This window comes from Brachyspira sp., assembly GCF_050873525.1.
Lineage (GTDB): Bacteria > Spirochaetota > Brachyspiria > Brachyspirales > Brachyspiraceae > Brachyspira.
On record NZ_JBNMIZ010000043.1, the window covers coordinates 1 to 14,473 of the forward strand.

At 31.8% G+C, this 14,473-nt stretch carries 14 protein-coding genes; 5 read left to right on the forward strand and 9 right to left on the reverse strand.

Going from position 1 to position 14,473, the window contains the following annotated elements; all coding sequences use genetic code 11:
* Positions 1-67 precede the first annotated feature (67 nt).
* The 5 genes from ACR0QS_RS04630 to ACR0QS_RS04650 all read left to right on the forward strand — a co-directional run bounded on the left by ACR0QS_RS04630 (position 68) and on the right by ACR0QS_RS04650 (position 6,027).
* On the forward strand, positions 68-994 hold the full coding sequence (locus ACR0QS_RS04630) for a toxin A (RefSeq protein ID WP_432632275.1): 927 nt from the start codon (positions 68-70) through the stop codon (positions 992-994).
* Between the two features lie 24 nt (positions 995-1,018).
* Positions 1,019-2,113, forward strand: a complete 1,095-nt coding sequence (locus ACR0QS_RS04635) for an FtsW/RodA/SpoVE family cell cycle protein (protein ID WP_432632276.1) — start codon at positions 1,019-1,021, stop codon at positions 2,111-2,113.
* Positions 2,110-3,195, forward strand: a complete 1,086-nt coding sequence (locus ACR0QS_RS04640; protein WP_432632277.1) for a UDP-N-acetylglucosamine--N-acetylmuramyl-(pentapeptide) pyrophosphoryl-undecaprenol N-acetylglucosamine transferase — start codon at positions 2,110-2,112, stop codon at positions 3,193-3,195. Before ACR0QS_RS04635 ends, ACR0QS_RS04640 begins: the two co-directional genes overlap by 4 nt.
* 57 nt (positions 3,196-3,252) lie before the next feature.
* Positions 3,253-4,641: a UDP-N-acetylmuramate--L-alanine ligase gene (gene murC / locus ACR0QS_RS04645; protein ID WP_432632278.1), complete on the forward strand. Its 1,389-nt coding sequence runs from the start codon at positions 3,253-3,255 to the stop codon at positions 4,639-4,641.
* Between the two features lie 84 nt (positions 4,642-4,725).
* Positions 4,726-6,027 (forward strand): bifunctional folylpolyglutamate synthase/dihydrofolate synthase, encoded by a 1,302-nt coding sequence (locus tag ACR0QS_RS04650; protein WP_432632279.1) that lies wholly within the window; start codon positions 4,726-4,728, stop codon positions 6,025-6,027.
* A 28-nt stretch (positions 6,028-6,055) separates the two neighbouring features.
* Here the strand turns inward: ACR0QS_RS04650 and ACR0QS_RS04655 are convergent, their stop codons facing one another.
* The 9 genes from ACR0QS_RS04655 to ACR0QS_RS04695 form a co-directional block, all read right to left on the reverse strand.
* Positions 6,056-7,285, reverse strand: coding sequence for a 3-deoxy-D-manno-octulosonic acid transferase (locus ACR0QS_RS04655; protein ID WP_432632287.1), 1,230 nt, complete (start codon positions 7,283-7,285; stop codon positions 6,056-6,058).
* 54 nt (positions 7,286-7,339) lie between these two features.
* Positions 7,340-7,768 (reverse strand): class I SAM-dependent methyltransferase, encoded by a 429-nt coding sequence (locus ACR0QS_RS04660; protein WP_432632288.1) that lies wholly within the window; start codon positions 7,766-7,768, stop codon positions 7,340-7,342.
* Entirely contained in the window at positions 7,738-8,052 is a 315-nt protein-coding gene (locus ACR0QS_RS04665; protein ID WP_432632280.1) for a methyltransferase domain-containing protein, read from the reverse strand. The genes ACR0QS_RS04660 and ACR0QS_RS04665 overlap by 31 nt, the downstream gene beginning before the upstream one ends.
* Before the next feature lie 15 nt (positions 8,053-8,067).
* A complete protein-coding gene (locus tag ACR0QS_RS04670; protein ID WP_432632281.1) occupies positions 8,068-8,352 on the reverse strand; it encodes a hypothetical protein in 285 nt (94 codons plus the stop codon).
* 152 nt (positions 8,353-8,504) lie between these two features.
* Positions 8,505-9,653: a hypothetical protein gene (locus ACR0QS_RS04675; RefSeq protein ID WP_432632282.1), complete on the reverse strand. Its 1,149-nt coding sequence runs from the start codon at positions 9,651-9,653 to the stop codon at positions 8,505-8,507.
* Between the two features lie 17 nt (positions 9,654-9,670).
* Positions 9,671-10,846, reverse strand: a complete 1,176-nt coding sequence (locus ACR0QS_RS04680) for a hypothetical protein (protein WP_432632283.1) — start codon at positions 10,844-10,846, stop codon at positions 9,671-9,673.
* Positions 10,847-10,869: 23 nt separating this feature from the next.
* Positions 10,870-12,036, reverse strand: a complete 1,167-nt coding sequence (locus tag ACR0QS_RS04685; protein WP_432632284.1) for a hypothetical protein — start codon at positions 12,034-12,036, stop codon at positions 10,870-10,872.
* A gap of 24 nt (positions 12,037-12,060) precedes the next feature.
* Positions 12,061-13,206: a hypothetical protein gene (locus tag ACR0QS_RS04690; protein ID WP_432632285.1), complete on the reverse strand. Its 1,146-nt coding sequence runs from the start codon at positions 13,204-13,206 to the stop codon at positions 12,061-12,063.
* 43 nt (positions 13,207-13,249) lie between these two features.
* A complete protein-coding gene (locus tag ACR0QS_RS04695) occupies positions 13,250-14,422 on the reverse strand; it encodes a hypothetical protein (RefSeq protein WP_432632286.1) in 1,173 nt (390 codons plus the stop codon).
* Positions 14,423-14,473 lie beyond the last annotated feature (51 nt).

The window sequence follows — 14,473 nt, forward strand, 5'->3', positions numbered from 1 at the left end:
AAACTATATTATATAAATAAAATATTATGTTTATTTTATTTTTAAATTTATTAATCAAGTTATATAAATGTTATTAAGAAAATTGAATATTTTGAATATTATAACGGCGTTTTTTTTATGCTTTAATTTCGTTTACGCGAGTATAAATCCGCTTTTTAATATAAATCTGTCCGATATGCCAGTATTCGATATCAATAATAAACCTTCCACAAATTTAGAAAATACAAATAGAATCCATGAAATTTATATAGAACAAACCGCTTCTGGAGGCTATAATCCGATTAAATTTAACGCCGAAACGAAATTATATTATAGAGTGTCTTTATATAAAAATAGAAACGGTTTTTTATGGGACGGAAATAAAGCGGAATTCGGAATCGAAAATAATTTTTCATTAGCTTCCGACATGGTTGGAGTTTATGCGGATATACGCCCTTTATCTTTTTTCGGAATAAGAGCGTTTGCTAATTTTATAATCATGTATAATATTATGAATTACGGTTATGCGGGATTTTCTACAAACGAAGGAATCGACTATTCCGCCGAAGCTTTATCAAAAATGCAAAAATACAATTCTTTCGGTTTTATGTTCGGCGTCTCTCCTTATCTTGTTTTCAAATTTGCAAATCTTGTATTTATAAATAATTTTAGTCTCAATTATATTTTTGCGGGAGATAAAAATTATTATTACGAACCGAGAACGGCTATTTTGCATAAACGAAGCGAAATTGAAATTATGGATGAAGCTTTTATACTTGCGAATATTAATCCGATATATTTGGGAGGATATTACGATTTGACTTATCTTTTAAATTCAAAAATAATGACTCATAAATTGGGAGTCGCGGGAATAATTTATTTTAATTTTTTAGAAAACCGACTAAAATTAAATGTTCTTATGACGGGAGGATTGCATGTGGGACTTCCAAATTATAACAGCAGAGTTTTTGTGGAACTTAAAGCGTCTTTAGTTTATAGAATAATGCGGAAATGATAATAATAATTTAATGGATTTTTTATGATAAAAAGAAAATTGATGCCTGATAAATATTTGCTTATAATATATATTGCCTTATTGATAGCGGGACTTTTGGCTATTTACGGAGCGCAGATTATTCATGAACCGAACGGAGAATATTTTTCAAATCATTCGCATTTAATGATATTTATGCTTGCGATAACGATTTTAATTCTTATATTGCCCGACTTTTTTGATTTGCTCGATAGAATAGTGCCTCTATTATTGGTTGTAACTTTATTATTATTGATAGCCGTTTTAATATTCGGTATAACCGTTCCAGGAAGTTATGCAAAGAGATGGCTTTTAATCGCTTCGAGTTTTACAATTCAGCCTTCCGAAATGGCTAAAATAACGATTACAATTTATTTGGCGAGCGTTTTGAGTAAAAAAGGAGATAAACTTGTAGATTTCAAAAAAGGTTTATTTCCTCCGCTTATAGTTTTGCTTATCGTTTCAGTTCTTATATTGGTAGAACCAGATTCTGGAACGGCTTTATTATTTGCAATGGTTGGTTTTTCAATATTTTCTTATACTGGAATTCCAACTAAAAATTTAGTAATATCCGCAATATTTCTTGTGATATTATTTATTATTTTTATATTTAATGTCCCTTATATGAAAAGCAGAGTGAACGCTTATTTTGACCCGCAAAATCAGTCGGAAAAGGATGTATATCAGGCAAGAAGAGCAAGATTAGCTTTCAATTACGGAGGAATTTCAGGGATTCCCGATGAAAATATTTTGGAAGTAAGCACGCATTTGCCTGCCGCTTTAACCGATTTTATATTTGCATCCGTTTCTCAAAGATACGGTTTAATCGGAAATATAATAATACTTCTTTTATATTTTTCTTTTACGATAAGAGGATTTATAATATCGTCCCGGATTAACGATTTGTTTTTAAAAAATATTTCTTTCGGAATAACGATATTTATAAGTTTGCAGGCATATTTAAATATTATGGTGGCGACTCTTATGATTCCGACAACTGGAATGCCGCTTCCGATAATAAGCTACGGAAGAAACGCTTTAACCGCAAATATGATTATGTTTGCGCTTTTATTAAAAATAACTCAAAGGAGAGAATCATGAATATAATATTATGCGGAGGAGGAACGGCGGGACATATAACGCCCGCGATTTCAATTTACGACTTTTTAAAAAAATCGGGACATAATCCTCGTCTAGTTGTGGCTACAAAAGACTATAGCCTTATTCCAAATCATTATAATTTTAATAGCCTAAATATAAACGCTCCTGGAAATATATTTAAGAATATAGCATTTATATTGAGATTTATTCCCGCTTTACTAAAGGCAAACGAAATAATACAAAAACATAAGCCCGTTTGCGTAATCGGAATGGGAGGATTTGTGGCGCTTCCCGTTTTATATATGGCAAAATGGAAAAAGATTCCAATTTTTTTATGCGAACAAAATTCCATCCCGGGAAAAGTGAATAGAATTTTTTATAAACATGCAAAATGCTGCTATTTAACTTTCAGTAAAAGTTTGGAATATATGCCTAAAGGAAAAGTTTTTGGAAATCCCGTCCGAGAAGATTTTTTTATCGTTAATAGAGAAAGCGCAAGAAATGTGATGCGGTTAAAAGAAAACGAAAAACTGCTCGTAATCATGGGCGGTTCACAAGGCGCTTTGAAATTAAACGAATTATTTTTTGAATGCATAAAACCAATTCAATCTAAAGTGGAAAATTTGCGAATAGTCTGGCTTGCGGGACCGAAATGGGCGAATCAAATGATTGAAAAAGTAAATACGGCAAAAATAAATAATATAACCGTTCACAGTTATTATAGAGATATGCCGACTTTAATGCATGCTGCGGATTTTATGGTATCGAGAGCGGGAAGCAGTTCGATAAGCGAAATACTTGCCGTTAATCTTCCGTCTCTTTTAATTCCTTTTCCTTATGCGGCGGATAATCATCAATATTTTAACGCTTTGGATTTGTCAAATAAAGATATGGCTTATTTGATAGAGGAGGCGGATTTGGATAAAGATAAATTAAGCAATATAATAATAAAGAATTTGAATAATGACGAAAGACTCCAAACTATGCGAAATAATATTAAGAAAAATTTTACAGCAAAAGCGGTTTCTTCAATAGTGACGGATATTGTCGATAAATTGGAATCGGAAAAAATAAAAAAATAAATTATAAAAATTATAAATCATAATCGGACGAAATAGGATATTTGAAATATGTTTACGATGTTTAAAAGAAAAAAAGAAAAAATACATTTTGTGGGAATAGGCGGAATAGGAATGAGCGCGATTGCAAGCGTCCTTAACGCTATGGGCTATACGATTACTGGAAGCGATTTATCGAAAACTGAAAAAACTAAATCGCTGGAAGAGAGCGGAATTAAAGTTTTTTACGGACATAAAGCGGGCAATATAGAAGACGATATTATAGCCGTTGTCACTTCTTCGGCGATAAGTCCGACAAACGAGGAAATAATTGAAGCGAAGAAAAAAAAGATTATGGTTATATCGAGAGGAGAAATGCTCGCGGAACTTATGCGTTTGAAATACGGAATAGCGATTTCAGGCTCGCATGGAAAAACTACGACTACATCTTTAATCAGTCAAATAATGGTCTACGCGGGGCTTAATCCCGTTTGCATAATAGGAGGAAATCATTTTAATTTGAAAAGCAACGCGTTATGCGAAGATTTGGACAGCGAATATATGGTTTGCGAGGCGGACGAAAGCGATGGAAGTTTTTTAAGATTATCTCCCGTTATTAATGTGGTTACAAATATAGATAACGACCATTTGGATTATTATAAGAATGTAGAAAATTTGAGAGTCGCGTTTTTGGAATTTATAAATAAAGTTCCGTTTTACGGATGTTCTTTTTTATGTTTCGAGGACGCGGTCGTTAAAGATTTGTCAAAAAGCGCCGTGAAAAAATATTATTCCTACGGTTTTTCGGACGAATACGATTTTTATGTCGATAAAAAATCCATCATAATAGAAACTCCGAAAACTTATTTTACCGCATATTATAAAAATAAATCTTTGGGAGAATTTGAAATTCCATTAATCGGAAATCATAATATTTTGAATTCTCTCGCTTCGATTGGAGTTTGTCATCATTTGGATATTGATACAAAAATTATAAAAGAAGGACTCAAAACATTCGAGGGAGTCGGAAGAAGATTAAATAAATTGTATGATAAAGAGATAATCATATTTGACGATTACGCTCATCATCCAACGGAAATAAAGGCAACGCTATCTTCGGTAAAAACGGCTTACAAAAACAGAAGAATTATCGCAATATTTCAGCCTCATAGATACAGCCGAACGGAATTATTATTGAATTATTTTAAGGACGCTTTCAAAGATGTTGACAATTTAATCATTACTGATATTTATGCTGCAGGTGAAAATGCGATTTCGGGCATAAGCGGAGAGACGATTTACGATATTGTAAAAAATGGAAATAATAAAACAAAATATATACAAAATATAGAAGATATAATTCCCGAGTTGGATAAAATGAAAAAAGACGGCGATATTATTTTGACACTTGGAGCGGGAAATATATCGAAAATTGGAAACGAATATGCTAAAAAATTACTGAACGGCTGAAAAATTTATTTTAAATAAAATTCATTATTTCAATTTTTAAAAAATATTATATATTTTATAAAAACTTCTTGGAATAAAATAAAAATGAATAATATAAACGAAGCTTTAAATTATATTTACTCTTTTATGGGCAAAAAAAATTCTAAAAATTTGCATAAGAATAATTTTAATCATATTAACAATGTCAAAGAAATTTTAAATATTTTGGAATATAAACAAACTTTTAAGATAATTCATATAACGGGAACTAAAGGCAAAGGTTCAACGACTTTAGTTTTATCGAATATGCTAAAATCGGCGGGATATAAAACCGCTTCTTTCGTCTCGCCGCATATAATAAATGTCAGAGAGAGAATAGCGATAAATAACGAATGGATAAGCGAAAAAGATTTTATCGATATAACTAAAAAAATAAAAAATATTTTGGACGAAAACGAAATATGCGATATAACGGTATTTGAAATATTTACTATAATTGGGCTGTATTATTTTTATATTCAAAATGTCGATTATGCCTGTATCGAAGTTGGAATTGGCGGAAAACTCGACTGCACAAATATTGTAGATTCTTCTATAAGCGTGATAACTTCGATTTCTTATGACCATACGGAAATACTCGGAAATACTATTGAAGAAATAACCGAACAAAAAGCTGGAATAATAAAAGAAAATTCGATTGTAGTGTCCGCCTATCAGGAAAAAGAATCAATAAGTATAATCGAAAAAATCGCGAAAGAAAAAAATTCCAAATTATATATTTTCAAAAAAGATTTTAATGCCGAAATAATTTCAAATACGAATAAAATATTGGAATTTAATTATATTGAAAAAAATGAAAATTATAATTTTAAAACCGCTTTACTTGGCGAGCATCAATCGGAAAATATTTCTTTGGCTTTCAAATCTTTCAAATTGCTTATGAATAATTTAAACGATAACGAAAAATTATTTTATAACGCCATAGATTCTATAAAAAATTTCAATATAAACGCGAGGCTTACTTTCGTTCAAAGAAATCCCGATATAATAATTGACGGAGCGCATAATTCAAAATCGCTTTTGAGAATATTAAAAACTATTTACGAATGGTATGATTATCTTATAATACTTTTTGCTCCTTTAAGCGAAAAAGATATAAAATCAATGAGCGAAATTTTGAAAGACGCCAACGCTTTTATAATCGTAAGTTCGCCGAATACGAATTATAAAGAAAACGACAGTTATAAAACTTATCAATATTTTAAAGGCAGAGAAAATGCAATTCATATTGAAGATTTTAACGAAGCTGTAAAATATATGCAAAAATTATCGAAAGAAAAAAACATTCCATCTTTGGTTATCGGTTCTTTATATAGCGCAAGCGATTATTTTAATTTGAATGTTTAATATTTAAATCAAATTTTTATTCCTCTTTTTATTCTGATATGCCCTGAAATTTATTTATAATATCGAGAGTTCTTTTTGAAGCGCCGTTATTTTGTATAAGCAGATTATAAGCTTTTTCGGAGATGGAATTTCTAATTTCTTCGTTTTCGTAAGCGTATTTTATCACTTCGGCAAGTTTATTTTTATCTTCGCAATTAAAAACGCATTCTTTCATGTATTCGTAAATTTCAATAAAATTATACATGTATCTTCCGAGAATAACAGGTTTCTTAAAATAAATCGCCTCCAAAATATTATGCCCGCCGACATTTCCAATGAAAGTTCCGCCCATTATAACCAAATCGGAGAGTTTATACCAATTCAAAAGTTCGCCAATCGTATTTATTATAATTCCGTCTTCGGAGTTTTTTTCGTATTCCATATAAAGAGGAAGATTATAGCCCAATTTTGAAGCAGTTTCTTTTATTTCGTTTCCTCTGTTAATATCTCTCGGAACGATTACTATAAAAACATTTTCTTTTATTCCCAAAGAATCAATCGCTTTTAATATAATCTCCTCTTCGTTATGATGCGAGCTTCCAACGGTTATTATAAATTTATTTGCGGGAATTCTGCTTTCCAAATCGTCTATTTTTTCTTCATTAACCGAATAGTTAATATCGTATTTCAAATTTCCCGTAACCGTTATCAAACTTTCGGGCATTCCGATTTTAATCATATTTTCTTTATCAATTTGACTTTGAGCAAGAATTTTTCTATACATATTAAAATAAGGCTTGAAGAAAAATTGAAAATTCTTATATCCTTTTATTTCTTTTTTTCCGATTCTTCCGTTAATCATATAAAGCGGAATAAGTTTTCTGTGAAGCATATAAATCATTGTGGGCCAGATTTCTATTTCCGTTATCATTACATATTCGGGAGAAATTAATTTGATAAGTTTATTTATCATATTAGGATAATCTAAAGTCAAATAAAATAATTCCACTTTGTCTCCGTAATTTTTTTTAGCAATATCGAATCCTCCGACTGTAGTTGTGGAAAGATAAACCGAATAGCCTTTTTCAGCCAAACTAAAAACTATTTCTTTAACTGCGACAATTTCCCCAACGCTTACTGCATGAATCCAAACGGCGTTTCTGTTATTTTCTTTAGGATAAATAAAACCCAATCTTGAAAAAGCGCCTTTTCTTATAGATTTGTTGAAAAGCGCCATTATTGAAAATATTGCAAATATTAAAGGATAAAATAAATACATTAAAATAACATAAATCGCATATATAAAAATCACTTAACTTTCCTAATTTATATTTTAAGAAGTTTTTTGACATACTAAAATAAAGCATTCTGCCAACTCCTTATTTTCGTTTGTAGTCTTTACTATTCCTCGCTTCTGCCTATGATTAAACGGAGTTATACTTCCGCTATTCTGATTATAACATTCGAGGATTTTACAATATTCGCTCAAAAGAGAAGTTATTTCCTCATAAATATAATCTCTTACATGGTATTTAGTTTTTCCAAATAAATGTTTACTCCAAGCATTCGGCGTAGAAACTATATAAAGTCCTCCGTTTTTCAATACTCTTAAAATTTCTTTTACTTGTCCTTTATCGTCCTCGACATGTTCTATAGTCTCAAACGAAGTAACGACATCAAAAGTATTATCTTCAAAAGGCAAATCCAATACGCTACCTTTTAAATATGAAATTACCCCCCCCCGTATATGAAATTTGCATATTCTACAGCCATCTCGTCTATCTCAACGCCAATTACATCTATGGTAGGATTATTTTTTCTCATATTAAAAGCGCCGTATCCTGTTCCGCTTGCGACATCCAAAACTTTATTTCCATCTTTTATATATTTTGAAGCGAAATCGTATCTATCCAAATGGAAATCGCATCTGTCGGGTTTGAATAATTCTTTTCTGTTTGCGTCCATTCTTTCGCCAGCATTCTTTTTAAGCCATTTAATATATTTGTCTTTATTTTCTTTTTTATTAAAAAAATCTAAAATTCCCATTTTTTCTCCTTGAAATTAAATTAAATAAATCATAGTAAATACTACTATAATAAGATATATAAAAAAAGCAATTGCTCCTTTCAAAAAGGCATGCTGTTTTCTCGTTCCCCATTCGCATTTTGAGGATACGATAATAAAAGCCGTAAAAATTCCAATTTCGATTAAATTAAGAATAATCAAAATAATTCCGTAAAAACCGTTTCTTATTTGATTATGCTCAAATATGATATAACCCGCTATTGGAAAAAGCATAAATATCGAAATATTAATTATTTTATGTATGGCAATATATTTATTCATAAGTTTTATTATATTATAAAAAATTTTTATGTCAAATTTATTTTTATTAATAATTAAAATGATAATAAAAAAGACGCTTTCAGCAAGTCAATGAAAGCGCCTTTTTCAAAATAAACGCCCGAAGGCTTAAATAAGGAGGCTGATTGCTAGTATTAGTATTTATGTCCCGCCATAGCCAAAAATCTCCAATCATAAATTGAATCCGTGAAGGTAGTCGTATGGTTCAATAACGGAACTATATCTTCAGGTCTTTTTCCAAAATATAATTTTTCATCCGTCATATAAGGATAATTTTCCGCCGTATAGCCATTTGGATTAAGGTCGCCCTCTTCGGAGCTATAATCTCCATAATATGCATAATAAGCGTCCACGCCCAAACACTCGGCATTTCCTTCATTAGAGTAAGGATTTAAGACTATAACTTCCATAAAATCGTTATTATAAAATTGTCTTGTAAGCATCCTTCTATCGCTAACATACTGATTTACATAAGTCCATTTACGAATACCTATGAAATTATACGCTCCTTCTTGAGCGCCCGCGCCTTTAAATAATTCTCTCGCTTCGTTTACTGTTATAGCCATTTTATAAACAGCTCCGACAGTCCATTCTCCAGTATTTTCAACTTCATCCTTCTTAAAAATACCTTCTTCTGGAATCGATTTTCCAGTTATTTTTCTATAATCTACTATAACCGCTCCGATAAATTTTTTCATTAAATATTCGTTTGTCCAGACATTTTTATCGCCGCCTTTATAAACTATATCGCCGTTATCTTTGAAATAATAATAATCGTATCTCGAAGCGCCGCTGCTGTCTTTTTGCAGATTTTGAAAATCGTTTATATTTCCATTATTATCTCTGTTTCTAATTGCGAATACTTTTCCATCGCTCTGCCCTTTTCTTTGAATTTGGTCGAACCATAATCGCTTTAATCTATTCGTGTCTTTATAGCTTACCGTATAATAGGTTTTTCCGGCATAAGGAAGGGTTATACTATAATAATCTGAAGCGTCTTCTGGATAATTGGGATATATGACTTCGTTAGTATATTTGATTTCAATTTCGGAATTTGTATTAGTAGTAATTATATAATCAAATTTGCCGTTTGTCGCCCAAATAGGAATACTTCCTTTAAAATAACCTATATTAGTTTTAATCAATGTATTCGTTATCAAATTCCCGCTTTGGTCTAATAATCCCGTTTGTTGTAAATTAGAAGTTTGATTATAAGCGCAAGAAATCATCCCGATAGTCGTAATTATGACAATAATTGCAAATAAACAAATTAACTTTCTCATTTACTGGTTCTCCTTAATTAATATTTATGACCAGGCATAGCCATAAAACGCCAGCCACGCATTGCATCCGCAAAAGTAGTCGTATGGGTTAGCAATGGAACTATATCTTCTGGTCTATGAGCTAAATACAAATTCTCATCCGTCATATATGGATAATTTTCATGCGTAAAACCGCTTGGATTAAGGTCGCCTTCTTGAGACCTATAACTTCCATAATAGGCATAATAAGCGTCCACGCCTAAACAGCCCGACATATCGTCCCAGTCCCTATTACGATTCAAAACGAGAACTTCCATGAAATTTGTATTATAAAATTGTCGAACATAATATACTTTATCCTGATAGAAGTCATTATTGAAATACCATATCCATTTACGAGTGGCTATAAAATCGTAAGCGCCTTCTATTTCTCCGCCGTTTTTAAATAATTCTCTCGCTTCGTTTACGGGAGTAGCCATTTTATAAATAGCTCCAACCGTCCATTCTCCAGTATTTTCTATTTTATCCGCAGCATAGTTATTGTTATGCCAGTCCGTTCTCTCTACACATTTTCTATAATCGACTATAACCGCTCCGACAAGTTTTTTCATTACATGTTCATTTGTCCAGACATTTTTATCGCCGCCTTTATAAACTATATCTCCGTTGTCTTTGAAATAATAATAATCGTATCTAGAAGCTCCTTTACTGTCTTCTTTCAGATTTTGAAAATTATTTATATCTCTGTTATTATCTCTATTTCTAATTGCGAATACTTTTCCATCGCTCTGCCCTTTTCTTTGAATTTGGTCGAGCCATAGTTGTTTTAATCTGTTTGTATCTTTGTAGCTTACCGTATAATAAGTTTTTCCAGCATAAGGAACAATTATACTATAATAATCTGAAGCATCCTCTGGCACATCAGGAAAGATAACATTGTCTGTATATTTAATTTCAATCTCGATAGAATCTTTGTCTGAACCAGAAATTACATTGGTAGTAATTACATAATCATATTTGCCGTTTGTCGCCCAAATAGGAATAGTTCCTCTAAAATAAGCAACATTAGTTCTAATCAATGTATTCGTTATTAAATTCCCGCTTTTGTCTAATAATCCCGTTTGATTTAAATTTTTCGCTCCCAAATTATTTGAACAAGCGGACATTACTATCGCTATAACGACAATTAAAAATAAATAAATTAGATTTCTCATTTAATTCCCCTTAAACAAAATATTTAATATCTATGCCCAGGTATAGCCAAGAATCTCCAGTTATAAATTGTTTCCGTGAAACGAGTAGTATAACTGAGCAATGGAACTATATCTTCTGGTCTTTTTCCTAAATACAAATTCTCATCCGTCATATAAGGATAATTTTCATGCGTAAAACCTTTCACATTCAACTCTCCTTCTTCGGAATAATAATCTCCATAATAGGCATAATAAGCATCCACTCCTAAACATTTAGAAGTTCCTTTATTAAGTTCCCATTCTACCGAATATGGATTCAAAACAAGAACTTCCATGAAGTTGGTATTATGGAATTGTCTTGTAAACATAGCTACAGATGTGCGATTTACGGCTGTCAATTTACGAATACCTATAAAATTATAAACTCCATCTTGAACTCCCGAACCTTTAAATAATTCTCTAGCTTCGTTTACATCTATAGCCATTTTATAAATAGCTCCGACTGTCCATTCTCCAGTATTTTCAACTTTATCCACAATAAAAATACCTTCTTCTGGTTTAGACCTTTCTTTTACCTTTCTATAATCTACTATAACCGCTCCGACAAATCTTTTTACTAAATGCTCCTTATCCCAGACATTTTTATCGCCGCCTTTATAAACTATATCTCCGTTATCTTTGAAATAATAATAATCATATCTCGAAGCGCCGCTGCTGTCTTTTTGCAGATTTTGAAAATTATTTATATCTCTCCAATTATCTTTACCGTTATCTCTATTTCTAATGGCAAATACTTTCCCATCGCTCTGCCCTTTTCTAAAAATTTGGTCGAGCCATATTTGTTTTAATCTGTTTGTATCTTTATAGCTTACCGTATAATATGTTTTTCCAGCATAAGGAACGGTTATATTATAATAATCTGAAGCGTCATCTGGATAATCTGGATATATGACTTCGTTTGTATATCTAATTTCAATCTCGGAATTTGTATTAGTGTAAATCACATAATCAAATTTTCCGTTTGTCGCCCAAATCGGAATAGTTCCTTTAAAATAAGCTATATTGGTTTTAATCAATGTATTCGTTATCAAATTTCCGCTTTGGTCTAATAATCCCGTTTGATTTAAATTGCCGTTTCCCAAACCGCTTGCGCAAGTAGAGATTACTATAGACATAACGACAATTAAAAATAAATAAATTAGATTTCTCATTTGCTTCCCCTTAAACAAAAATATTTAATATTTATGTCCAGGCATAGCCAAGAATCTCCATCCTCTATCTGGATCCGTAAAGAAAGTAAATTTATTTAGCTCTGGAATTATCCATTCGGGTCTTTTTGAAATATACAAATGAGCTTTAGTCATCCATTCGATATTTTCGGTAGTAAATCCTTTAACTGGATAAGCTCCAGGCGTATTATCCTCTCCGTAATAAGCGTAATAAGAGTCCAGCGCCATGCATCCGTCTCTATATATTCCATCCGAGTTTCCAAAAGGATTCAAAACAAGAATTTCAATAAAGTCGGTAGAATAATATTGTCTTAAAAAATCTCCGCCTTTACGAGCGGCTATGAATTCGTAAACTCCGTCCGTAGGTCCAGAACCCGCAAATTTTTCACGCGCTCTGTTTACATCTATTGCCATTTGATAAATACCGCCTATTGTAAATATTCCAGTATTCGTTCCGTTTTTATAATACTTGTTCCTATAATTAACTATAGCCCCGCCCATATATTTTTTAATTATCGTTTCTCCATTCTCGTTATCTTTATCGCCGCCTTTATAAACTATATCTCCGTTATCTGCAAAATAATAATAATCTTGTCTTCCCATGCCCAAATATCCTTCCTGCGAAGTGGCAGCCTCTTGGAAAGGATTTTTTATATCATACCAATAAGTTCCTTTATTGTCTCTATTTCTTATTGCAAATACTTTTCCATCGCTATCGCCTTTTCTAAAAACTTGGTCGAGCCATAATTGTTTTACTCCTTCAATATCTTTATAGCTTATGGTGACAAAGTCGGTTCCTTTCCTTGCCCAAGGAACATAAAGCTGATAATAATCCGCGGCGCTCTCTGGCAAATTTGGAACATAATAATTAGTTTCGTATATAATTTGATAATTCGTATTTGTAGAATTGACAACATTAGTTTGAATTACATAATCTACTTTAAGATTTGTAGCCCAAATAGGAATGCTGCCGCTAAAATTAGCTCTATTGGTATAAATCAATGTATTCGTTATTAAATTTCCGTTTTGGTCAAATACTCCAGTTTGAGTCAAATCTTCAGCGTCCATATTACTGGCGCAGCCTACAACAATTACCGTAAACATAACGGCAGTAAAAAATAAATAAATTACTTTTCTAATTTTCATCCACATAACCTTACCTCCTATTTTTATTTGGCTTTTTCATTAAACAATATTAATACGCCTCTCCAGGCATAGCCAAGAATTTCCAGTTTTTATTATAATCTTCAAAGTCTCCAATATTTTTATTCTGACCTGTGAAAAATGCCCATCTATTTAAAACCGCAACATTTCCTTCGGGTCTTGCCGCCATATACAAATTTTCTTCCGTCATCCATGGCATATTTTTTTCGGTAAATCCTTTAATAGGAGGAGAAGCCCCCTCTTTATTATGTTCTATAGATTTAGTATCTCCAAAATACGCGTAATAGGAATCTACTCCCAAACAATTTAGCTGTCCATTATTATTATAAGGATTCAAAACGAGAATTTCGATAAAGTTTGTATTATAGAATTGTCTCATAAATTTTGGTTTGTCGCCCCAAAGATAAGCGCCCGTATCTGGAGCCGCTATAAAATCGTAAACTCCTTCTATTGCCCCGCCTCCTTTAAATCTCGTTCTAGCCTCGTTTACATCTATAGCCATTTTGTAAATGCCGCCAACCGTCCATTCTCCCGTTCGATTTCTAAGGTCTTCAATGGTGCCTGCTTTCAAATAATCGACTATTGCAGCTCCGACAAATTTTTTCACTAATATTGCTTGGTTCTTATTATTTTTATCTCCGCCTTTATAATATAAATCGCCGTTATCCGCAAAATAATAATAGTCGTATATTCCGTTTCTCATGCTTTGGAAATCTTTATCTTGAAACCAAAATCCGCCGTCATTATCTCTATTTCTTATTGCGAATACATTTTGCTCTTTATCAGCGGCGCCTTTTCTTTTTAGCTGGTCTAGCCATAATTGTTTTATTCTTGGAATATCTTTATAGCTTACGGTTACATAGTCGCTTCCGCTTATGGCAAAAGGAACTCGAACCCTATAATAATCCGTAGGACTGTCTGGCAGATTTGGAAGATAATAATTAGTTTTATATACAACTTCATAATTTGTAAGGTGCATTATATTAGTTATGATTATATAATCGTCCGAAATGTTTAGCGACCACTCTGGAAGATTGCTATTAAAAGTAATTCTATTGGTGAAAATCAATGTGTTAGTTATTAAATTTCCGTTTTGGTCCAGCAGTCCCGTTTGATTTAAATTGCTGTCCATATTTTCAGCGCAAGAGAATGTTACCGCCGCAATTACGATTAAAATTAAAGAACAAATAATTAACTTTCTCATTTTGCCCTCCTTCTTTACAAGAGAAAACTTATTCTTTCTATAATATAGGAT

Coding starts and splice junctions, on each gene's coding strand:
- ACR0QS_RS04630 (WP_432632275.1), top strand. CDS start 68: ATGTTATTAAGAAAATTGAATATTTTGAATATTATAACGGCGTTTTTT.
- ACR0QS_RS04635 (WP_432632276.1), top strand. CDS start 1,019: ATGATAAAAAGAAAATTGATGCCTGATAAATATTTGCTTATAATATAT.
- ACR0QS_RS04640 (WP_432632277.1), top strand. CDS start 2,110: ATGAATATAATATTATGCGGAGGAGGAACGGCGGGACATATAACGCCC.
- murC (WP_432632278.1), top strand. CDS start 3,253: ATGTTTAAAAGAAAAAAAGAAAAAATACATTTTGTGGGAATAGGCGGA.
- ACR0QS_RS04650 (WP_432632279.1), top strand. CDS start 4,726: ATGAATAATATAAACGAAGCTTTAAATTATATTTACTCTTTTATGGGC.
- ACR0QS_RS04655 (WP_432632287.1), bottom strand. CDS start 7,285: ATGTATTTATTTTATCCTTTAATATTTGCAATATTTTCAATAATGGCG.
- ACR0QS_RS04665 (WP_432632280.1), bottom strand. CDS start 8,052: ATGGGAATTTTAGATTTTTTTAATAAAAAAGAAAATAAAGACAAATAT.
- ACR0QS_RS04670 (WP_432632281.1), bottom strand. CDS start 8,352: ATGAATAAATATATTGCCATACATAAAATAATTAATATTTCGATATTT.
- ACR0QS_RS04675 (WP_432632282.1), bottom strand. CDS start 9,653: ATGAGAAAGTTAATTTGTTTATTTGCAATTATTGTCATAATTACGACT.
- ACR0QS_RS04680 (WP_432632283.1), bottom strand. CDS start 10,846: ATGAGAAATCTAATTTATTTATTTTTAATTGTCGTTATAGCGATAGTA.
- ACR0QS_RS04685 (WP_432632284.1), bottom strand. CDS start 12,036: ATGAGAAATCTAATTTATTTATTTTTAATTGTCGTTATGTCTATAGTA.
- ACR0QS_RS04690 (WP_432632285.1), bottom strand. CDS start 13,206: ATGTGGATGAAAATTAGAAAAGTAATTTATTTATTTTTTACTGCCGTT.
- ACR0QS_RS04695 (WP_432632286.1), bottom strand. CDS start 14,422: ATGAGAAAGTTAATTATTTGTTCTTTAATTTTAATCGTAATTGCGGCG.